At 61.7% G+C, this 21,970-nt stretch carries 19 protein-coding genes; 10 read left to right on the forward strand and 9 right to left on the reverse strand.

What is annotated here, in order from left to right; genetic code table 11:
- Window positions 1-8 precede the first annotated feature (8 nt).
- On the reverse strand, window positions 9-1,676 hold the full coding sequence (locus ACRAWE_RS14345) for an acyl-CoA synthetase FdrA (protein WP_154747867.1): 1,668 nt from the start codon (window positions 1,674-1,676) through the stop codon (window positions 9-11).
- A gap of 359 nt (window positions 1,677-2,035) precedes the next feature.
- Between ACRAWE_RS14345 and allD the strand changes: the two genes are divergently transcribed.
- The 4 genes from allD (at window position 2,036) to allE (ending at window position 6,604) form a co-directional block, all read left to right on the forward strand.
- Window positions 2,036-3,085, forward strand: coding sequence for an ureidoglycolate dehydrogenase (allD, locus tag ACRAWE_RS14350; RefSeq protein WP_019454126.1), 1,050 nt, complete (start codon window positions 2,036-2,038; stop codon window positions 3,083-3,085).
- A gap of 172 nt (window positions 3,086-3,257) precedes the next feature.
- On the forward strand, window positions 3,258-4,505 hold the full coding sequence (gene allC, locus ACRAWE_RS14355) for an allantoate deiminase (protein ID WP_432525510.1): 1,248 nt from the start codon (window positions 3,258-3,260) through the stop codon (window positions 4,503-4,505).
- On the forward strand, window positions 4,502-5,761 hold the full coding sequence (locus tag ACRAWE_RS14360; RefSeq protein ID WP_019454128.1) for an MFS transporter: 1,260 nt from the start codon (window positions 4,502-4,504) through the stop codon (window positions 5,759-5,761). The genes allC and ACRAWE_RS14360 overlap by 4 nt, the downstream gene beginning before the upstream one ends.
- A 57-nt stretch (window positions 5,762-5,818) precedes the next feature.
- Window positions 5,819-6,604, forward strand: a complete 786-nt coding sequence (gene allE / locus ACRAWE_RS14365) for a (S)-ureidoglycine aminohydrolase (protein ID WP_019454129.1) — start codon at window positions 5,819-5,821, stop codon at window positions 6,602-6,604.
- A gap of 53 nt (window positions 6,605-6,657) precedes the next feature.
- On the opposite strand, the gene ACRAWE_RS14370 is transcribed toward allE, so the two are convergent.
- The 7 genes from ACRAWE_RS14370 to ACRAWE_RS14400 form a co-directional block, all read right to left on the reverse strand.
- Window positions 6,658-7,800, reverse strand: a complete 1,143-nt coding sequence (locus tag ACRAWE_RS14370; protein WP_019454130.1) for a glycerate kinase — start codon at window positions 7,798-7,800, stop codon at window positions 6,658-6,660.
- A 128-nt stretch (window positions 7,801-7,928) separates the two neighbouring features.
- On the reverse strand, window positions 7,929-9,182 hold the full coding sequence (locus tag ACRAWE_RS14375) for an MFS transporter (protein ID WP_232094001.1): 1,254 nt from the start codon (window positions 9,180-9,182) through the stop codon (window positions 7,929-7,931).
- 254 nt (window positions 9,183-9,436) lie between these two features.
- Window positions 9,437-10,318, reverse strand: a complete 882-nt coding sequence (gene glxR, locus ACRAWE_RS14380) for a 2-hydroxy-3-oxopropionate reductase (protein WP_063918867.1) — start codon at window positions 10,316-10,318, stop codon at window positions 9,437-9,439.
- 10 nt (window positions 10,319-10,328) lie between these two features.
- Window positions 10,329-11,108, reverse strand: a complete 780-nt coding sequence (gene hyi, locus ACRAWE_RS14385; RefSeq protein ID WP_154747871.1) for a hydroxypyruvate isomerase — start codon at window positions 11,106-11,108, stop codon at window positions 10,329-10,331.
- A gap of 11 nt (window positions 11,109-11,119) precedes the next feature.
- The gene (gene gcl, locus ACRAWE_RS14390) at window positions 11,120-12,901 is read right to left on the reverse strand and encodes a glyoxylate carboligase (RefSeq protein ID WP_019454134.1); all 1,782 of its coding nucleotides are present in this window, start codon (window positions 12,899-12,901) and stop codon (window positions 11,120-11,122) included.
- A 119-nt stretch (window positions 12,902-13,020) separates the two neighbouring features.
- On the reverse strand, window positions 13,021-13,836 hold the full coding sequence (allR, locus tag ACRAWE_RS14395) for an HTH-type transcriptional repressor AllR (RefSeq protein ID WP_015376892.1): 816 nt from the start codon (window positions 13,834-13,836) through the stop codon (window positions 13,021-13,023).
- Window positions 13,837-13,906: 70 nt separating this feature from the next.
- Window positions 13,907-14,392, reverse strand: coding sequence for an ureidoglycolate lyase (locus ACRAWE_RS14400; RefSeq protein ID WP_063918865.1), 486 nt, complete (start codon window positions 14,390-14,392; stop codon window positions 13,907-13,909).
- A 354-nt stretch (window positions 14,393-14,746) separates the two neighbouring features.
- Between ACRAWE_RS14400 and allS the strand changes: the two genes are divergently transcribed.
- From allS to ACRAWE_RS14415, 3 genes are all read left to right on the forward strand, one after another.
- Window positions 14,747-15,661 (forward strand): HTH-type transcriptional activator AllS, encoded by a 915-nt coding sequence (allS, locus tag ACRAWE_RS14405; RefSeq protein ID WP_019454135.1) that lies wholly within the window; start codon window positions 14,747-14,749, stop codon window positions 15,659-15,661.
- 72 nt (window positions 15,662-15,733) lie between these two features.
- Complete coding sequence (locus tag ACRAWE_RS14410; RefSeq protein WP_004940203.1) at window positions 15,734-16,639, forward strand: SPFH domain-containing protein; 906 nt, start codon at window positions 15,734-15,736, stop codon at window positions 16,637-16,639.
- 2 nt (window positions 16,640-16,641) lie between these two features.
- The gene (locus tag ACRAWE_RS14415) at window positions 16,642-17,103 is read left to right on the forward strand and encodes an NfeD family protein (protein WP_197667193.1); all 462 of its coding nucleotides are present in this window, start codon (window positions 16,642-16,644) and stop codon (window positions 17,101-17,103) included.
- Here the strand turns inward: ACRAWE_RS14415 and cueR are convergent.
- Complete coding sequence (gene cueR / locus ACRAWE_RS14420) at window positions 17,100-17,501, reverse strand: Cu(I)-responsive transcriptional regulator (RefSeq protein WP_019454137.1); 402 nt, start codon at window positions 17,499-17,501, stop codon at window positions 17,100-17,102. The genes ACRAWE_RS14415 and cueR overlap by 4 nt on opposite strands.
- 107 nt (window positions 17,502-17,608) lie before the next feature.
- Here cueR and copA point away from each other — a divergent pair, with 107 nt between their 5' ends.
- From copA to ybaK, 3 genes are all read left to right on the forward strand, one after another.
- A complete protein-coding gene (copA, locus tag ACRAWE_RS14425; protein WP_432525511.1) occupies window positions 17,609-20,320 on the forward strand; it encodes a copper-exporting P-type ATPase CopA in 2,712 nt (903 codons plus the stop codon).
- Window positions 20,321-20,451: 131 nt separating this feature from the next.
- A complete protein-coding gene (locus ACRAWE_RS14430; protein ID WP_063918857.1) occupies window positions 20,452-21,258 on the forward strand; it encodes a TraB/GumN family protein in 807 nt (268 codons plus the stop codon).
- 228 nt (window positions 21,259-21,486) lie between these two features.
- Window positions 21,487-21,966, forward strand: a complete 480-nt coding sequence (gene ybaK / locus ACRAWE_RS14435) for a Cys-tRNA(Pro)/Cys-tRNA(Cys) deacylase YbaK (protein ID WP_019454152.1) — start codon at window positions 21,487-21,489, stop codon at window positions 21,964-21,966.
- The last annotated feature ends 4 nt before the right edge of the window (window positions 21,967-21,970 follow it).

A 21,970-nucleotide genomic window follows, 5' to 3' on the forward strand; every position in this document is an offset into this window, starting at 1 on the left:
GCGGTTCCTTACTTTAATTTTTTCAAGATGTTGGCTAATCGTTGATCGCCACCGGCCACCGGCGCCCACTGGTAATGCACCACCGGAATATCGCTGGTTTGCAGGTCATCGGCGAAGCTGCGCAGCCCGGCGTTGATCACCGCGACGCCGTCCAGCAAGGCCGGCCGTTCGCGTTCAGGTGCGGGTAAGGCGGGGGTAATCAGCTGATGCGCCAGCGCGACCGCCGCCGGCAGCGACGGCATCACCGCGATGCCGGCCTCCTGCAGGGTGGCGATTTGCCGCGAGCGCTGCTGCGGATCCTGTTCGGTGCCGGTGACGGTAGCGATCGCCGCCAGCGGCTGGGCCGCGCCGCGCGCCGCGCGCACCTTGGCCACCTCGTCCGCCAGCGACGCCGCCGGATCGTCTTGGGCGCCGAAGCCGATCACCACGTCCAGCAGCAACACGCCGGTCTGCGGCTGCTGCGCCAGGAGGGCGATTTCTTGATTGCGGGCGGTCGGGTCAATCATCGGGTGCGGGCGTCCCTGGGTATAAAAGTCATCGCCCATGTCGATGATGCGATGGCCATCGGCCACCAGCATGGCGCCGCGCGGGTGCTCGCTATCCACCGGCAAGCGCAGTTTTTCCGCCAGCAACATCGCGCATTCGGCCGCCAGCGTGCCGCCGGCGTACAGTCCGGCGATTTTGCCGCCGGGCACCGCGGGCTGTTGCGCCGCCTGTTGCTGCACGCAGCCCAGCATCGCCGCCAGGCGCGCCGCTTCATCCAGCGTGGCGGCGAACGTGATGTTGCCATCCTGACGCACGGCGGACTGCGCGCCGAGGAACAGCGCCACCACCGGCTTGCCGAGCGCTTTCATTTCGTCGATCACCCGCTGACGCACCTCGGGTGCCGGCGGTTTGGACACGAACGCCAGCACCTGGCTCTGCGGGTCCGCCGCCAGCATGCGCAGCGCGCTGATGGCGCTGATGCCGCCGATCTCCGCCGTCAGATCCCGCCCGCCCAGGCCGATAGCGTGCGAGATGCCCTGTCCCGCCAGGGTAATTTGCGAGATCAGCTCCTGAATGCCGGTGCCGGAGGCGCCGACCACGCCGATGGATCCGGCGGGCGCCACGTTGGCAAACGCCAGCGGCGCGCCGGCGATGCAGGCGGTGCCGCAGTCCGGCCCCATCACGATCAGCCCACGCTCGCGCGCCTTGGTTTTCAGCGCCACTTCCTGCGCCGGGCTGACGTTGTCGGAGAACATCATCACGTTGCAGCCGTCTTCCAGCGCCCGATCCGCCAACTCCGCCGCGTATTCGCCGGCGATCGAGATCAGCGCCAGATTGGCGGCCGGCAGCTTCTGCCGGGCTGTGCGCCAGCTGCGTGCCCGCAGCAGCTTTTTGCCGCCCTGGCTGCCCTGCGCAATCGCCTTGAGCGCCGCCTCCAGCGCCGCGCCGATCTCCTCGGCGATCGTCTCGTCGGCGGACTCCGCTTTGATCGCCACGCAAATATCGTTCGGCGTCGCTTCGCTAAACTGCGGGTGCCAGAAACCGGTCACCTCCAATAAGGATTTATTGGCCGGTGTCCCCATCATGACGGATATTTCCTCGACCTTGGGAGACTCACTGAGTTTGCGGGAGATCAACATCAGGCTGACGGAATCCTGAAAGCTCCCCTTTTTAATAAAAGCATGGATCATGGTGATATCCTTAAGACAGCATTTAATAATATCGGCAATATTTCCCGTACCGGCAGCACGGCGATGCATTGAATCCAGCGAAAAGGTTAATTATCAAGCTACAAATTAAAATCACGCCTAGAGGTGAGTGCGGTCACACTTTATTCATTGTTAGAAAAAATAACTTAATCCCTTGAATATTAGTTAATCCAGACGCGAGGAATTCATTTATAAAATAACTTCTAACAATGACGATTTAATTCAACGAATTTTTAATCCAATCGAATAAAACGCATCTGGATCACATTATTCCCCCCCGGTATTTATACATTACAACGCAGAGGCGAATTAAATAAACCGTAGTGATAAAAGGACTGTATATGAAGGTCTCTAAACAACAATTACACCAGCTTATCCAGCAAAAAATTCACGCCGCCGGCCTGAGCCAGGAGCACGCCGGCATCGTCGCCGACGTGCTGGTTCATGCCGATGCGCGCGGCATCCACTCCCACGGCGCGGTCAGGGTCGAATACTATTCCGAACGTATCAGTAAAGGCGGCACCAACAATCACCCGCATTTCACCTTTGAAAAAACCGGCCCCTGCAGTGCCATTTTCGACGGCGACAACGGCGCCGGGCACGTGGCGGCCAAGCTGAGCATGGATCGCGCCATCGAGATGGCGAAAGAGAACGGCGTTGCGGTGGTGGGCGTTCGCCGCATCGGCCACAGCGGCGCGCTGTCGTACTTCGTGCAGCAGGCGGCGCGCGCCGGCATGGTCGGCATCTCGCTGTGCCAATCCGATCCGATGGTGGTGCCGTACGGCGGCGCCGAAGTCTATTACGGCACCAACCCTATCGCCTTCTCCGCGCCGGGTGAAGGCGACGAGCTGATTACCTTCGACATGGCCACCACCGTGCAGGCCTGGGGCAAAGTGCTGGACGCCCGCTCGCGCAACGCCGTCATTCCCGACACCTGGGCGGTGGACGCCGAGGGCAAGCACACCACCGATCCGTTCGCCGTCAGCGGCCTGCTGCCGATCGCCGGGCCGAAAGGCTACGGCCTGATGATGATGGTCGACGTGCTGTCGGGCATTTTGCTCGGCCTGCCGTTCGGCAAACACGTCAGCTCGATGTATCACGATCTCAGCGCCGGCCGGGAATTGGGCCAATTGCATATCGTGCTGAATCCAGGTTATTTCACCAACGAGTCGGCGTTCCGTAAAAATATCAGCCAGGTCATGAAAGAGTTGAACGCCGTTAAACCGGCGCCGGGTGTCAGTAAAGTGCTTTACCCGGGACAGAACAGCCATGCGCGTGAAATGGAAAGCGAGAAAAACGGTATCGAAATCGTCGACGACATTTATCAATACTTAATTTCAAATGATATTTACCAGCGTTCTTACGACCACAAAGACCCCTTCGCCAGTTAACGCAATCTTATTATCGTGGGCTTTTTCCGCCGCGGCTCGCGGTTGATATTGCAGAGCCGGGGAGAAAAAAGAAAACCTTCATCAGCGCGCTCAGCGCAATAGGTCGGCCGGCGGCGAATATCATCCGCCCTGGCCGCATCGCCGCTGAGACACAACATGCGGGCAGGTAAACATGAAAGACTTCCAACAAGAAATCCGTGATATTTCCGGCTGGTTATCGAAAATCGGCGCCGACCCCAGCGGCGGCATGACGCGTCTGCTTTATACCCCGGAATGGATCGAGGCGCAGCACGCGTTGAAAAACGCCTTCGACGCCGCCGGGCTGATCACCCATTTTGATGCGGTCGGCAACCTGTTCGGGCGGCTGGAGGGCAGCAAATACCCCGACCAGGTGATTCTCTCCGGTTCGCACATCGACACGGTGGTCAACGGCGGCAACCTCGACGGCCAGTTCGGTATCGAAGCCGCCTTTATGGCGATCAAATACCTCAAGGATACCTACGGCCCGCCGCTGCGCAGCCTGGAAGTCATCGCGCTGGCGGAAGAAGAAGGCAGCCGCTTCCCCTATGTGTTCTGGGGCAGCAAGAACATCGTCGGCCTGGCCCGGCGGGAAGATGTGCAGCACATTACGGACGCCAAGGGCGTCGGCTTCGTCAACGCCATGCGCGACGCCGGTTTCGATTTCCCGCCGCCGCATCAGCCGCTGCGCAGCGATATCGCGGCCTTCGTCGAGATCCATATCGAGCAGGGTAAAGTGCTGGAAACCGAAGGCAAAACCCTCGGCGTGGTGACCAGCATCGTCGGCCAACGGCGCTATGACGTGCGGCTGCAGGGCGAAGCCAACCACGCCGGCACCACCCCGATGAGCTACCGCCGGGATACCGTGCACGCCTTCAGCCGCATCTGCTGCGAATCGATCGCCAAGGCGCGCGCCGAGGGCGATCCGCTGGTGCTGACCTTCGGCAAGGTGGAGCCGAAGCCGAACACCGTCAACGTGGTGCCGGGCTTCACCCACTTCACCCTCGACTGCCGCCACACCGATCAGGCCGCGCTGCTGCGCTTCACGCAGGAGATCGAGCAGGATATCCAGCGCATCTGCGCCGAGATGGGCATCGAGGCCGAGATCGATCTGTGGATGGACGAAGCACCGATCCCGATGAACGAACAGCTGGTGGCCTGCGTCAGCCGCCTGTGTGAAACGCAGCGGCTGAATTACCGCATGATGCACAGCGGCGCCGGGCACGACTCGCAAATTTTCGCCCCGCGCGTGCCGACGGTGATGATGTTCGTGCCGAGCATCGCCGGCATCAGCCATAACCCGGCGGAAAAAACCGCCGTCGCCGATCTGAACGAAGGGGTGAAAATCCTGGCGCAGACGCTGTATCAGCTGGCCTACACCGAACAGGGGGCCGAGGCATGAGCAACGACATCGACCCGCGCTACTGGAAAAAGATCGTCGTCGTGCTCTGTCTGGGCTGGGCGGTGATCTGGATCTATCGCACCGTTCTGACGCCGATCTTCCCCGAGATCCAACAGACCATCGGCGCGCACTCCAATGCGGAAATGGGACTGATCGCCAGCTTCTACTTCTTCGCCTATACCGGCATGCAGATCCCGGCGGGCATCCTGGTGGACAAATTCGGCAAGAAGGTGGTGTTGATCCCGGGCTTCTGCCTGTTCATCATCGCCACCTTGCTGATCGGCAACGCCACCAGCCTGACCATGGTCTATGCCGGCAGCCTGCTGGCGGGCATGGGCTGCGGCTCTTATTACGGCTCGGCTTACTCCCTGTCGTCGGAGAATATCCCGCTGGAGCGCCGTGGCCTGGCGACCGCGGTGATCAACAGCGGCTCGGCGCTCGGCATGGCCATCGGCCTGATCGCCTCCAGCCTGCTGGTGAAAAGCTTTAACATGAACTGGCAGATCATGCTGTTCATCATCACCGGCCTGCTGGTAGTGATGACGCTGGTGTTCGCCGTGGTCATCAAAAGCTCGCAGCCTCAAGCGCCGGCAGCCGTCAGCCAGACCGTTGCGCCGGCGGCGCTCGAGCCCGAAGAGGACGGTCAGGCCAGCGGCCTGTTCAGCCTGCGCATGATCTCCGCCTACGCGATGTACTTCGCCACCTGCTACGGCTACTACATGATAGTCACCTGGCTGCCCTCGTTCCTGCAGCAAGAGCGCGGCTTTGAAGGGGTGGCCATCGGCTTCTCCTCCGCCCTGGTGGCCTTCGCGTCGGTGCCGGGTGCGCTGTTCTTCAGCCGCATGTCCGACCGTTTCCGCAACAAGAAAGTGCAGCTGATCATTTTCCTCGAGCTGTGCGCGGCGGTAATGCTGGTCTGCACCGTCATTTCTCCGGACTCCACCATGCTGCTGATAAGCCTGATCCTGTACGGGCTGCTGGGTAAGCTGGCGGTCGATCCGATCATGATCTCCTTCGTCGCCGACAACGCGCCGAAGAAAGGCTATGGCACCAGCTTCGGCGTGTTCAACTTCTTTGGTATGTCCTCGTCGGTAATCGCCCCCTTCCTGACCGGCGTGATCTCCGACAGCACCGGCTCCAAGGTGATGGGCTTTTACATCTCCGCCGCCATCCTGCTGGTGGGCACCGCCATCTTCTTTACCGTCAACGTCTTGATGAAACGCACTACGCCAACCCGAACGGCCACCGAGGCCTGACGGCGCTTTTTTACCGGGCGCCGCCGCGGCGCCCTTTCAACGATCAGGAGAATCAACGTGGGTTACTTCAACAATCAAACCGGTTATCCAACCGACATTCTGTCAACGCGCGCCATCATCAAACGCGGCAACTATGCGCTGATCCCGCCGAACGGCCTGGTGCGCAACGTCATTCCCGGTTTTGAAAACTGCGACGTCACCATCTTGTCGACGCCGAAACTGGGCGCCACCTTCGTCGACTATCTGGTTACGCTGCACGACTGCGGCCGCAACACCAAAGGCTTTGGCGGCGAAGAGATCGAAACCTTCGTGTACGTCATCGACGGCGCCATCACCGCTTCCGCCGACGCCACCGACTACCCGCTGACCGCCGGCGGCTATCTTTACTGCCCGGCGGGCGTCACCATGCGGCTGGAAAACGCCAACGGCGGCCAATCCAGCCGCCTGTTCCTCTACAAGCGCCGCTACCAGCGCATCAAGGGCTACGAGGCGCACGTGGTCAGCAACAACGTCGCCAACCTGGAGCAGATCCACTACGAGGGCATGAGCGAGGTGATCCTGCAGGATCTGCTGCCGAAAGATCTGGGCTTCGACATGAATATGCACATCCTCTCCTTCGCCCCCGGCGCCAGCCACGGCTATATCGAGACCCACGTGCAGGAGCATGGCGCCTACATTCTCAGCGGCGCAGGCGTGTACAACCTGGACAATGAATGGATGCCGGTGAAACAAGGCGACTACATCTTCATGGGCGCCTATGTGCAGCAGGCAGGCTATGCGGTTGGCCAGGAAACCTTCAGCTACATCTACTCCAAGGACTGCAACCGCGACGTAGAGCCGTAAGCGCTTCGCCGCCAAAACCCAGGCCACCTGCTTGCGCAGCGTGGCCTTCTTTTTTATCTCAATTGCCGGCCGATACGCATCGCGCGGGCGACGTTGGTGGCGCTGCGCTGCAGGTTGAGTTCCCCTTGCGACAGCGCGACCGCCAGCGTGCTCAGGCGCGGCAGAATGCTGAACATCGCGTCGATTCCCTGCGCGTGCAACGCTTCCGCCCCGTCCTCCACCACGCCGGCCAACGCGATGACCGGCAGGCCGCGCGCCCGCGCCAGACGAGCGACGCCGGACAGCGCCTTGCCGCCCAGCGTTTGGCTGTCGATGCGCCCTTCACCGGTGATCAGCAAATCGGCCTCCTCCAGCGCCTGCTCCAGGCCCAGCGCCGCCATCACGATCTCGATACCCGGCTTCAGCGTTGCGCCGAGAAACACCTGGCAGGCGATCCCCATGCCGCCCGCCGCCCCGCCGCCGGCGACCTGTCGCACGTCGCGGCCGGTGCTCTGGCGGATCACCTCGGCATACTGCGTCAGGCCCTGTTCCAACTGCGCCACCATCGCTGCCGTCGCGCCCTTCTGCGGCCCGAACACCGCCGCCGCGCCGCGCGGCCCCACCAGCGGATTGTCTACGTCGCAGGCGACCTCTATCCGGCACTGCCGCAGGCGCGCATCCAGCGCGCCGAGATCGATTCCGCTCAGCGTCGCCAGCTCGCCGCCGCCCCACGGCAGGGCCCTGCCGTCCGGACGATAAAAGCGGCCGCCCAGCGCCTGCACCATGCCGACGCCGCCATCCACCGTGGCGCTGCCGCCGATGCCGAGGATCAGGTGGCGAATGCCCTGATCCAGCGCATGCAGGATCAGTTCGCCGGTGCCGTAGCTGGTGGCCAGCAGCGGGTTACGGCGTTCCGCCGGCGTCAGCATCAATCCGCTGGCCGCCGCCATCTCGATCACCGCCGTCTTGCCGTCGCCGCTGACGCCGTAAAACGCCGCCACCCGTTCCCCCAGCGGGCCCGTGGCGGTCACGCTCACCTTGCGCCCGCCGGTGGCGGCCACCAGCGCGTCCACCGTGCCTTCGCCGCCATCGGCGATCGGCAGGCAGACGCACTCGGCATCGGGATAAACCTCGTGAAAGCCGCGCGCGATCGCCCGCGCCGCCAATTCCGCGCTGACGCTTTCTTTAAATGAATCCGGTGCAATAACAATTTTCATGACGCATCCTTTATTCGAACAGAAATAAAAACGGCCATGCCTTCCCCCGCTGAATTAATCAGAGGAGAAACGCATGGCGAAATAAAATAAAACTGTTGCCGACTATTTAATTAAGATGAAGGAAAGTGTTATTTGTTGACCCATTTCGCCGGCACGCTGTAGGTTAATAATGCGCCCACGATCATCATCGCCGACAAAACGCACATCGCCGCCAAATTGCTGTGGGTCAGCTGTTTGAAATAGCCGATGATGTAAGGCGAAATAAATCCGCCGATATTGGCGATGGAATTGATGAGCGCGATGCCCGCTGCGGCGCAGGTGCCGGTAAAGATGGCATTCGGCAAGCTCCAGAACAGCGGCGACGGCACCAGGCTCGAGGCCACCGCCACGCACAGCGCCGCCATCACCACATGCTTGTTGTCCGGGAACAGGCCGATAAAGATCAGCGACACCGCCGCGATGCAGAACGGCACGATAATGTGCCAGCGCCGCTCGCGATGCTTGTCCGAACTGCGCGCGGCCACCAGCATCGCCACCACCGCCAGCATGTACGGCAGCATGGTCAGCAGCCCGATATCCATCACCGAGGTCACGCCGGTGTCGCGAATGATGGTGGGCACCCAAAACGCCAGCCCGCCTTGCCCCATCACCGTACAGAAGCAAATCAGCCACATTTTGGTGAACGCGGACGACCTCAGCATGCTTTTCATCGTCCACTCCTGCCCGCCGGCGGCGCCCTGACGCGGCGCGCTCTGCTCCATATCCTCCTTGATCAGCGCCTTCTCCTGCGGGCTGAGCCACTTGGCGCTCTGATAGGTATTATCCAGGAAGCAAAAAATGACGATGGCGATCAACAGCGCGCGCGGGCCGCTGATAAAGAACAGCCACTGCCAGCCGGAGAGGTTCATCAGGCCGTTCATGTGTTCGATGATCCAGCCGCACAGCGGGCCGCCGATGATGTTGCTGACCGGGATGCCGCACACGAACAGCGCCGTCATCTTGGCCCGCTGGCTGGAGGGGAACCACAGCGTCAGGTAGAGGATCACGCCGGGGTAAAAGCCGGCTTCCGCCAGCCCCAGCAGAAAACGCGCCAGGTAGAATTGCCAGGGGTTGGTGATGAAGATGCTCAGCATCGATATCGCCCCCCACACCACCATCAGCAGCGCGATAATCTTTCTGGCGCCGTAGCGGCTCAGCAGAATATTGCTGGGCACCCCGGCGATGATGTAGCCGATGAAAAATACCCCGGCCCCCAGTCCGTAAACGGCTTCGGCCATCGAGACGTTGCCGTTCAGAATATCGGGCATCATTTGGAATTTCGAAAACGAAATCCCCACCCGATCGAGATAACCGACGATATAGCTCACTAATAGAATGGGCATAATGCGCCAGGCGATTTTTCGATATAAACGACTTTTGTCAGGGGCGGTAAGAATATCTTTATCAATAACAGCATTATCGGTTGCCATATTCAGTGTCTCCTTGGGTTGGCATCCTGCTTTTTACTTTTTATTGTGCTGAATCATTTTTATTGGATTGGCGGGGACCCTCTTTATTTATCATAAAGAGGGCGTTATTAATGTCGAACATCTCTGATTCTAATGATAAGCCGGCAAATTAAATGCCGGCGGGCGCCTTAGCCGGCTACCCGGTGGTTGCCCATGATTTCCAGCGCCCGCACCAGCGCGGAGTGATCCAGTTCGCCGTCGCCATTGGCGGCGCAGACGTTGAACAGCTCCTGGCAGGTGGCGGTGTTCGGCAGGCTGAGCGCCAGCGCCTTCGCGCCCTGCAGCGCCAGGTTGAGATCCTTCTGGTGCAGCGAGATGCGGAACCCCGGCGCGAACGCCCGCTTGATCATCCGCTCGCCGTGCACCTCGAGGATACGCGACGAGGCGAAGCCGCCCATCAGGGCTTCACGTACCCGGGCCGGATCGGCGCCGGCGCGCGAGGCGAACACCAACGCTTCACTGACCGCTTCAATGGTCAGCGCCACGATGATCTGATTGGCGACCTTACAGGTTTGCCCGTCGCCGTTGCCGCCGATCAGCGTGATGTTCTTGCCCATCAGCGCCAGCAGCGGCTTCACCCGTTCGAAGGTCGCTTCCTCGCCGCCCACCATGATGGTCAGCGTGCCCTGTTTGGCGCCCACTTCGCCGCCGGAAACCGGCGCGTCCAGGTACTGGGCGCCCAGCTGGTTGATGCGCTGCGCGAATACTTTGGTCTCCAGCGGTGAAATGGAGCTCATGTCCACCACCACTTTGCCGTTCAGCTTGCCGGCGGCGCAGCCGCGTTCACCGAACAGCACCTCCTCCACCTGCGGCGTATCCGGCACCATGATGAAGATCACGTCCGTCTCATCTGCCACCTGCTGCGGATCGCGGCAGGCGATGGCCCCCTGTTGCAGTAACGTTGCCGGCACCTCGTGCCGGGTGTGGGCGTAAAGCGTGTGCCCGCCCGCCAGCAGTTTTTCCGCCATCGGCGCGCCCATGATGCCCAGACCGATAAATCCCACTTTCATTTTCATCTCCTCAAGACAGGTATTTTTTAATCCATGACAGGCCGCTTTCCGTGGTGGTAAGCGGTTTGTATTCGCAGCCGATCCAGCCGCGATACCCCATACGATCCAGCTGCGCGAAGATAAACTCGCAGTTGATTTCACCGGTGCCCGGCTCATGCCGCCCCGGGTTGTCGGCGACCTGGATGTGGTCGATCTTCGCCAGCAGGCGCTCGAGGGTCTGCGTCAGCTCTCCTTCCATGCGCTGCATGTGGTAGAGGTCGTACTGCAGATACAGGTTGGGGCTGCCGATCGCCTCGATCAGTTCGATCGCCTGCCGGGAGGTTTGCAGGTAGAACTGCGGCATGTCGTAGCGGTTGATCGGTTCGATCAGCAGGCGGATATTTTGCCGCGCCAGGGTATCGGCGGCGTAGCTCAGATTCTCCTTCACCCGTTCGTCAGTGGTGTGGCGGCTGACGGCAGGATCCGGATTGCCGATCAGGCAGTTGATGCGATCGCAGCCCAGCGCCTGCGCATACTCGATCGCGCGCCCGACGCCGTCGCGGAACTCCGCTTCGCGCCCCGGCAAGCAGGCGATGCCCCGTTCGCCGGCCGCCCAGTCGCCGGCCGGCAGGTTGAACAGCACCTGGCTCAGACGGTGCGCCTCCAGTTCGCTGCGCAGCGCCGCGATCGGATAGTCGTAAGGGAACATGTATTCCACCGCGCTGAAGCCCTGCTCCTTCGCCCGGCGGAAACGCTGCATAAAATCGACTTCAGTGAACAGCATCGACAGGTTGGCTGAAAATTTCGGCATGGTAAGGTTCCTCAACGGTAATCAAAGAAGTTGACCGAGGTCGGGGCGTCTTCCGGCGTTGCCGCCACCGGTTCGAACTCGTTGACGTTATCCAGCTCGGTGCCCATGGAAATATTGGTGACGCGCTCCAGGATGATTTCCACCACCACCGGCACCCGGTGCTGCTGCATCAGTTCCTGGGCCTGACGGAACGCCGGCGCGATCTCTTCCGGCTTAAACACCCGCAGCGCCTTGCAACCCAGGCCTTCCGCCACCTTGACATGATCGACACCGTACTCGCCAATCTCCGCGTTGTTGATGTTTTCAAACGACAGCTGCACGCAGTAATCCATATCGAACCCGCGCTGCGCCTGACGGATCAGCCCCAGATAGGCGTTGTTCACCAGCACATGGATATACGGCAGCTTGAACTGCGCGCCGACCGCCAGCTCTTCGATCATGAACTGGAAATCATAGTCGCCCGACAGCGCGACCACCTTGCGCTGCGGATCGGCGGCGCATACGCCCAGCGCCGCAGGCAGCGTCCAACCCAGCGGGCCGGCCTGACCGGCATTGATCCAGTGACGCGGTTCGAAAACGTGCAGCATTTGCGCGGCGGCGATCTGCGACAGCCCGATGGTGGTGACATAGCAGGCGTCGCGGCCGAAGGCGCGGTTCATCTCTTCATACACCCGCTGCGGCTTGACCGGCACGTTGTCGAAGTGGGTCTTGCGCAGCAGCGTTTGCTTGCGCTGCAGGCAGGCGGCGCACCAGGCGTCGCGATTCGGCAACTCGCCGCGTTCGAAACGGCGCTGCGCCGTGTCCACCAGCATTTGCAGCGCGATGCGCGCGTCGGAAACGATGCCCAGATCCGGGCAGATCACCCGGCCAATCTGCGTCGGCTCGATATCGATATGCACCACCTTGCGCCCGGCAGTGTACTTGTCCACCGAACCGGTGTGGCGGTTGGCCCAGCGGTTGCCGATGCCGAACACCAGATCCGAGTCCAGCAGGTTGGCATTGCCGTAGCGGTGCGAGGTTTGCAGGCCCGCCATGCCCGCCATAAGCGGGTGATCGTCCGGAATGGCGCCCCAGCCCATCAGCGTCGGGATCACCGGCACATTGCAGATCTCCGCCAGCCGTTGCAGCAGATCCGCCGCATCGGCGTTGTGAATGCCGCCGCCGGCGATGATCAGCGGCTTTTTCGCCGCGCACAACAGATCCAGCGCTTTGTCGATCTGCGCCTGGGTGGCCGCCGGCTTATAGGCGGGCAGCGACGAGTAGGTATCCGGATCGAACTCGATCTCCGCCATCTGCACGTCGAAAGGCAGGTCGATCAGCACCGGGCCCGGCCGGCCGGAGCGCATCAGGTGAAACGCCTGCTGCAGCACCCGCGGCACCAGCGCCGGTTCCTGCACGGTGACCGCCATCTTGGTCACCGGCTTGGCGATCGACTCGATGTCCACCGCCTGAAAATCTTCCTTGTGCAAACGCGCGCGCGGCGCCTGGCCGGTGATGCACAGGATCGGAATCGAATCGGCGGAGGCGGAGTAAAGGCCGGTGATCATGTCAGTGCCCGCCGGGCCGGAGGTGCCGATGCATACGCCGATATTGCCGGCAGCGGCGCGGGTATAGCCTTCCGCCATGTGCGATGCCCCTTCCACGTGCCGCGCCAGATAGTGTTTGATGCCGCCGTGTCGCCGCATCGCATCGTAGAACGGGTTAATCGCCGCGCCGGGCACGCCGAACGCGGTGGTGATCCCTTCTTTTTCCAGCACGTGCATTGCCGCGTCTACCGCTCGCATAATTGCCATGTGATGCTCTCCTTAATTTATTGGAAAATTTTTCCAACTTTAAAATACCGTCAAAAAAACCCGTCTGCTCATCAAACGGGGAGTCTTGTTCCGCGCCGGCTCACCCCGGCGCGTGACGATTACGCCTTGCTGCGCGATTCACCCAGCGCGGCGCTGATATCTCTGGCCACTTCCCCCACCAGTTCACCCAGCTCTTTGAACCGCTCCTTGCCGACCCGCGAACTGGGCCCGGAAATGGAAATGGCGGCGATCACGTTGTTGTTGCGATCGAAAATCGCCGAAGCCAGGCAGTTCAGGCCCAGCGCGTGCTCTTCATCGTCGATGGTGTAGCCCTGCTCCAGCGACTGATGCAGATCCTTGCGCAGCAGGTTCACGCTGGTCAGCGTCTTCGGCGTGTAGGATTGCAGCCCCGAACGCACGATCAGATCCAGCATCTCCTCTTCCGCCAGCGGGTACAGCAACGCCTTGCCGGCGCCCGATGCGTGCAGCGGCAAGCGGCTGCCCAGCGGCGCGCACATGCGCACCATCGCCTGGCATTCGCATTGGCGAATCAGCACCGCATCGAAATTGTTGCGGATCGCCAGGTTGGCAGTCTCGCCGGACAGCAGCATCAGCCGCCGCATGAACGGCCCAGCCACCGATACCACGTCGCGATCGTTCATATAGGCGGAGCCGACGGTGAACGACTGAATGCCGATATGCCACCAGCCCAGCTGCGGATCCTGAAAGACGAATTCCGATTTCTCCAACACTTTCAACAATCTGAAGGTGGTGGACAGCGGCAACTCCAGCTTCTCGGACAGCACGGAAACCGACGAGCTTCCCCCGGCGTTGGCCAGGTACTGGAGGATCTCCAGCCCGCGATCCAACGCCTGTGCCCCTTTGGTAGCGCCGGCTTCGGTGGCGGGTCGTCCTTTCCTGCGTAATTCGGTCATTCAAGCTTCCTTTGTCAGTGACGGCATGGTTGACGCTATGATAAACGCCCTGCGCGGCGTGCGGCCAGCGCTATGCCAAAACTATGCGATACGGCTCCGGCAAGCGGCTGACCACGCAGTTGTCGGCACCTGCACGATCGATGGTGAAAAAGTCGGTGACTTTCGCATAGGCGAACAGCGGGTGATGCCAGACGTTGCGATGATAGTTGATCCCCTGCTTGCCGTTGGTGATAAAGGCGCGCATCGTGCCGACGGGGATGGTTTCGCCCGGTTCGGCGACGATCACCACGAAGCGTTCGCCGTTCATCGGCACAAAGGCCTGTGACGAGAGCGGATGCTTTTCCAACAGGGAAAAGGTCATCGGCAGCTCGCAGGGTTCTGCCCGGTTGATGCTGGCCAGCACCCGGTTGCCGTCCGACACCTCAATCTTGGCGAGATCGTGATAACGCTCGGTTTTCCCGTCATTGATATGAAAGAAACGCGAGCCTTCTATCTGCAATACGTCGCCATAAGGCGCAAAGGCCGCCGGCGTTAATTCTTCGATGACTAAATCCATGTGATTCTCCAAAGCGCATGACCCAGACGACGATTAAACGGCGATATTTCACCCAACGCCTTCACTCTAGACAGCGCATGGCGAATTTGACAGCAATTTTTTGGAAAATTTTTCCATAACAAGATCACCCGCACATTTCACGATCGGCAGACCATATTAATTGCTTGAAATCAATGAATTAAAAAACCACCTGATCCACTATCGACAATAATAGGGCTGCGTATGTTCATCGCTATCCGGTGATTCTGTGACCGGGATCGTGGGGTTGGGCTTTGCCACTGCCTATCGCGCCGCAACATCAAGTAGATTCTTCTCACCGATAACCGAAAAGGCGGTGTCAGCCAAGGACCCCACATGCTGGATCACGAAACCATTCGTTCGTTTATCAAAGTTGCCGAGTGCCAAAGCTTCTCGCGCGCGGCAGAGTTGCTGCACAAAACCACCGCCACCATCAGCTACCGCATTAAAACGCTGGAAGAGAGCATCGGCACGCAGCTGTTTATCCGCACCACCCGCACCGTCAACCTGACGCCGGCCGGGGAGTATTTGCTGGAGCGCTGCCGCCAATGGCACACCTGGCTGGACGCCATGCCGGGCGAACTGCGGCAAATCAACGACGGCGTAGAGCATCAGGTGAATATCGTGATCAACAACCTGCTGTACGACGCCGCCGCCGTGGCCAGGCTGCTGACTCACCTGCACGACAAATACCCGTTCACCCAATTCCACATTTCCCGCCAGGTGTACATGGGCGTGTGGGACGCGCTGCTGAATGAGGATTGCCATCTGGCGATCGGCGCGGCGGGCAATGAATCGCTGGAAAACAGCATCAAGGTGCTGCCGCTCGGCAAGATCGATTGGGTGTTCGCCATTTCGCCGACGCATCCGCTGGCCGCTGCCGCCGATCCGCTGAGCGAAACGCAGCTGCGCCCTTACGCCGCAATCAACGTCGAAGATACCGCCCGCCATTTGGCCAAGCGCACCGCCTGGCTGCTGTCCGGCCAGCAGGAGATCAAGGTGCCGGATCTGCGCACCAAGCTGGAGTGCCATCTGCGCGGTCTCGGGATCGGTTTCCTTCCGCGTCAACTGTGCCAAACTTATCTTGATAGCGGCGAGTTGGTGGCCAAGCAGCTCAGATATCCGCGCCAGCCCTCTCCCCTGTCGCTGGCCTGGTCCGATGCTCGCTGCGGCGAAGCGGTGCGCACCCTTATCAGCCTGTTCCAGACGCGGGATCCGCTGATCGCGGGTTTTGTCGGCGCCCTGGATTAAGTCGCGGTATCAGTAGGCATTTTTCCGGCGCTGACGTAATATCTGTTTACATATGTCTGACAGGAGGTTTGCATGCTTACTTTTATTCCCATCGTGATCGTCGTCGCACTGATTGTGGTGTTCGCCGGCGTCAAAATTGTGCCGCAGGGGTTCCAATGGACGGTAGAACGCTTCGGCCGCTACACCAAAACGCTGATGCCGGGCCTGAACCTGGTGGTGCCGTTCATGGACCGCATCGGCCGCAAAATCAATATGATGGAGCAGGTGCTGGACATCCCTTCGCAGGAAGTGATTTCCCGCGATAACGCCAACGTGGCCATCGATGCGGTGTGCTTTATCCAGGTGGTCGACCCGGCGCGCGCCGCCTACGAGGTCAGCAACCTCGAACAGGCGATCGTCAACCTGACCATGACCAACTTCCGCACCGTGCTCGGCTCGATGGAACTGGACGAAATGCTGTCGCAGCGCGACAGCATCAACAGCCGTCTGCTGCACATCGTCGATGAAGCGACCAATCCGTGGGGGGTGAAAATCACCCGTATCGAGATCCGCGACGTGCGCCCACCGGCGGAACTGATCGCCTCGATGAACGCCCAGATGAAGGCCGAGCGTACCAAGCGCGCCGACATCCTGGAGGCAGAAGGGGTGCGTCAGGCGGCCATTCTGCGCGCCGAAGGGGAGAAACAATCGCAGATCCTGAAGGCCGAAGGCGAGCGCCAATCGGCATTCCTGCAGGCGGAAGCGCGTGAACGCGCCGCCGAGGCCGAGGCGCGCGCTACCCAGCTGGTGTCCGACGCCATCGCCAGCGGCAACATTCAGGCGGTGAACTACTTCGTGGCGCAGAAATACACCGACGCGCTGCAGAAGATCGGTTCCTCCAACAACAGCAAGGTGGTGATGATGCCGCTGGACGCCAGCAGCCTGCTCGGCTCGATCGGCGGCATTACCGAACTGCTGAAAGAAAGCAAAGGCAAATAATCATGCTCGAACTGATCGCGGCGAATCCGCTGTGGTTCTGGCTCTCCCTCGGGGGCGTGTTGCTGGCGGCGGAAATGCTCGGCGCCGGCGGCTACCTGCTGTGGAGCGGCGTGGCGGCGCTGTTGGTCGGCGCCCTGATCTGGCTGCTGCCGACGCTCACCTGGGAATGGCAGGGCGTGATCTTCGCCGTCCTGACCGTCGTCGTCGCCTACCTGTGGTGGTACTGGCTGCGCCGGCGCCCGGCGGCCGCATCCGGCGGTTCGCCGGTGCTCAACCAGCGCAACCGGCAGTTGATCGGCACCCGCGCCACACTGACGGAGCCGATGCACAACGGCATGGGGCGCATCAATATCGGTGACAGCAGTTGGCGTGCGCAGGCGGCGGAAGATCTGCCCGCCGGCACCGAGGTGGAAGTGGTGGCAGTGGAAGGCGTCACGCTGGTGATCCGCGCCATCAACCGTTAATTCGAACGGCAACACCCCGCCAGATTATTGATGATGGGGCACTCGGCTCCCTCGTCACCCGGGCATTGTTCCGCCAGCGTAAGCAGACGCTGGCGCATTTCACCCAGTTCGCTGATGTGCTTTTCGATCTCCGCCACCTTCTGCAGCGTGCGCGCCTTCACATCGGCGCTGTGACGAGCCGGATCGTTGAATAATGCCACCAGCTCGCGGCACTCGTCCAGGTTGAAGCCCACCTGCCGCGCCTGGCGCAGCAGCGTCAGCTCTTCGACATGCCTGGCGGAATAGTGGCGGTAACCGTTGTCGCTGCGAATCGGGGCGGTAATCAGCGCTTTCTCTTCGTAAAAACGAATCGTCTTGCTGGTTAAACCGGTTTTTTTCGCGACGTCGCTAATATTCATTTTCCCTCCTTGACCTTACCCTTGCTGGAAGGTTTAAGCTCCATTCTTAGTGAAAACAGGTCAGGCGGTCAACCTTTAAACACCGCCCTTAAGCAAGGAGTCCAATCATGTCACACACCACTATGCTGGCATTACAGGGGCTGTCCTGCATGAACTGCGCGCAGCGGGTGAAAAAAGCCCTGGAAAGCCGCAGCGATGTCGAACAGGCCGAGGTTAACGTCCAATACGCCAAAGTGACCGGTGAAGCGCCGGACAGCGCGCTGATCGACAGCGTGATCGCCGCCGGTTATCAGGCCAAAGTCGCGCCGCGCGCCGATACCGAACTGCAGCTGAGCGGCTTGAGCTGCATGCACTGCGTCGGCAGCACCCGCAAGGCGCTGGAAGCGGTACCGGGCGTGTTCGCCGCCGACGTCGAGATCGACAGCGCGAAAGTGTACGGCGATGCCGATCCGCAGGCGCTGATCGCCGCAGTAGAACACGCCGGTTATCACGCCAGCGTGGCGGGTACCGTCGTCCCAAAAACTGAGCCGTTGACTGACGCAACACCTTCGTTGCCGGACGTTCAGCCAGCGGCGCAACCTTCCCTTCCGGCAACCGACAGCGCGGACGACAGCGTACAGCTGCTGCTCAGCGGCATGACCTGCGCCAGCTGCGTCAATAAAGTGCAGCAGGCCCTGCAAAGCGTCCCCGGCGTGGAGCACGCCCGCGTCAATCTGGCAGAGCGCAGCGCGCTGGTGACCGGCGCCGCCGATGCGCAGGCGCTGGTGGCGGCGGTGGAAAAAGCCGGCTACGGCGCCGAGATGATCCAGGACGAAACCGAACGTCGCGAACGGCAACAGCAGACCGCTCGCGCCAACATGAAGCGCTTTAGCTGGCAGGCGGCGCTCGGTCTGGCGCTGGGGATCCCGCTGATGGCCTGGGGGCTGTTCGGCGGCAGCATGACGCTGACGCCGGAAACCCAGCGCCCCTGGCTGCTGGTCGGCGTCATCACCCTGGCGGTGATGGTATTCGCCGGCGGGCACTTCTACCGCAACGCCTGGCGCGCGCTGATGAACGGCAGCGCCACCATGGATACTCTGGTGGCGCTCGGCACCGGTGCCGCCTGGCTCTACTCTATCGCCGTCAACATTTGGCCCGATTTCTTCCCGATGGAAGCGCGCCACCTCTATTACGAGGCCAGCGCGATGATCATCGGTTTGATCAACCTCGGCCATGCGCTGGAGCAGCGCGCTCGCCAGCGTTCTTCGCAGGCGCTGGAGCGCCTGTTGGATCTAACGCCGCCCACCGCCCGGCTGGTGACTGACGACGGCGAACGCGATATCCCGCTGGCGGAGGTGCAGCTCGGCATGACGCTGCGGCTGACTACCGGCGATCGCGTGCCGGTCGACGGCGAAATCGTACAGGGTGAAGTCTGGCTTGATGAAGCGATGCTGACCGGCGAAGCGGTGCCGCAGCAGAAAGGCGCCGGCGACACGGTGCATGCCGGGACGGTGGTCGACGACGGCAGCGTGCTGTTCCGCGCCGCCGCCATCGGCAGCCAAACCACGCTGGCGCGCATCATCAAACTGGTGCGTCAGGCGCAGAGCAGCAAACCGGCTATTGGCCAGCTGGCTGACCGCGTCTCGGCGGTGTTCGTGCCGGCGGTAGTGGCGATCGCCCTGTTCAGCGCAGCGATATGGTACTTCTTTGGCCCGCAGCCGCAGCTGGTCTATACGCTGGTGATCGCCACCACGGTGCTGATCATCGCCTGTCCGTGCGCCCTGGGCCTGGCGACGCCGATGTCGATCATCTCCGGCGTCGGCCGCGCGGCGGAGTTCGGCGTGCTGGTGCGCGACGCCGACGCCCTGCAGCAGGCCAGCCAGTTGGACACCCTGGTATTCGACAAAACCGGCACCCTGACCGAAGGGAAACCGCAGGTGGTGGAGATCCTGACCTTCAATCAGGTCAGCGAACAGCAGGCGATCGGCTGGGCCGCCGCGCTGGAACAAGGCTCCAACCACCCGCTGGCGCGCGCCATCATGGAACGCGCCGCCGGGCAAACGTTGCCGCAGGTCGCGCAGTTCCGCACCCTGCGCGGCGCCGGCGTCAGCGGAGAGATCGACGGCGTGCAGGTGCTGCTGGGCAATGCCGCGCTGCTGGAGCAGCATCAGGTTGCGACCGCCGAACTGGAAGCGCCGATGCGCGCCCAGGCCGAGCGCGGCGTAACGCCGGTGCTGCTGGCCGTTAACGGGAAACCGGCCGCGCTGTTCGCCATTCGCGATCCGCTGCGCGAGGACAGCGTTGCGGCGCTGCAGCGCCTGCACCAGCAGGGGTATCAGTTGGTAATGCTGACCGGCGACAACCCGGTGACCGCCAACGCCATCGCCAAAGAGGCCGGTATCGATCGGGTGATTGCCGGGGTGCTGCCGGACGGCAAAGCGGCAGCGATCAAGCAGCTGCAGGCACAGGGCCAACGCGTGGCGATGGTCGGCGACGGCATCAACGACGCCCCGGCGCTGGCGCAGGCCGACGTGGGCATCGCGATGGGCGGCGGCAGCGATATCGCCATCGAGACTGCCGCCATCACCCTGATGCGCCACAGCCTGCACGGCGTGGCGGATGCGGTGGAGCTGTCGAAGGCCACGCTGCGCAACATGAAGCAGAACCTGTTCGGCGCCTTTATCTACAATACGCTGGGCATTCCGATCGCCGCCGGCGTGCTCTACCCGCTGACCGGCACGCTGCTCAGCCCGGTGGTGGCGGGCGCGGCGATGGCGCTGTCGTCCATTACCGTGGTCAGCAACGCCAACCGGCTGCTGCGTTTTAAACCCAGGAAGTGATCGCCGGGGCGCCGTCATGGCGCCCCGCTGTTTTCCGGGCTTTCCTGCGCGGCGGATAGCGTTTAGCATGAATGGCGATTTCCCTCGCCTTTCACGCAAAACGCGCACCCGTTATTCAGGAGCCACGCCGTATGGGTCAATTGTTACGCCGCCTCGCCGCCTTTCTCGGCCTGATCTCGCCCCAGAGTTACGCTTATCCGGCGCTGGACATCACCCTGCCGGGCGATCGTCGGCTGCATCTGGTAGGCAGCATCCATATGGGTACCGTCGATATGTCGCCGTTGCCGGCGCGGTTGGCCGCCCGGCTGCAACAGGCCGACGCGCTGATCGTCGAAGCCGATATCACCGGCGCCGCCTCGCCCTTCGACCACGCCGAACTGCAGCCGGAGCTGGAACAGCGCCTGTCCGCCGAAGAATATCAACAGTTGTTGGCGCTGTGCCATGAGCTGGGCGCCGACCCGCACACCTTCACCACTCTACCCGGCTGGCAGGTGGCGCTGATGATGCAGGCGCGCCAGGCCCAGCGTTTGGGGCTGCGCGCGGAATATGGCGTGGACTATCAGCTGCTGCAGGCCGCCCGGGCACAGGCCAAACCGGTGATCGAACTGGAAGGAGCGCAGCAGCAGCTGGCGATGCTGGAACAATTGCCGGAAGGCGGCATCGCGCTGCTGCGCGATACCCTGGAGCACTGGCATACCAACGCGCGGCTGCTGCAAACCATGGTGAGCTGGTGGCTGAACGCCAAACCGCGCGGCGCGCTGGACACCCTGCCCGCCACCTTCAGCGCCGGGCTGTACGACGTGCTGATGCATCAGCGCAATCGCGACTGGCGGCGTCAGCTGGAGGCGCTGCCGGCCGGTGACTATGTGGTGGCGGTCGGCGCGTTGCACCTGTATGGCGAGGATAACCTGCCGGCGATGCTGCAGCCGCAGGGTTAAAAAAGAGGCCAATATCGCTATTGGCCAGTCAAAGAGGAATTTCTTGTATTCTAGTTATACGCATAGCAACCGTGTTAACGGTTACAGTAAACAGGGTAGCAACCCGGTGAATATCTTGGCAACCCGCTTTATGTAACAGCCGCTCAGGTTGCCGGGCAGGTTGGATTTTTGTATTTTTAAGGCTGATTATCACCCTTTCCCCGCTGGGGACATTTTGGACAACATATCATGACGCCCGCAGTCGTTCTGCTTGAGAAACAAAAGGTCGCCTTTACCCTTCATCCGTACCACCACGACAGCGACGAAACCAACTTCGGCGACGAAGCGGTGAAAAAGCTGGGGCTGGATGCCGATCGGGTTTACAAAACGCTGCTGGTGGCGCTGAACGGCGACGCCAAACACCTGGCGGTGGCGGTCACGCCGGTCGCCACCCAGCTGGATCTGAAAAAGGTCGCCCGCGCCCTCGGCGCCAAAAAAGCCGAAATGGCCGATCCGCAGCTGGCGCAGCGCGTTACCGGTTATCTGGTCGGCGGCATCAGCCCATTAGGGCAGAAAAAACGGCTGCCGACGGTGATCGACAGCCCGGCGCAGGCGTTCGCCACCATCTACGTTTCCGGCGGCAAACGCGGGCTGGACATCGAGCTGGCCGCCGCCGATCTGTGCCGCCTGCTGGCCGGCAGCTTCGCCGACATCGCCAAACGCGACTGACGCC

This window comes from Serratia sp. BFP-2025 (genome assembly GCF_050880365.1).
Classification (GTDB): Bacteria; Pseudomonadota; Gammaproteobacteria; order Enterobacterales; family Enterobacteriaceae; genus Serratia; species Serratia surfactantfaciens.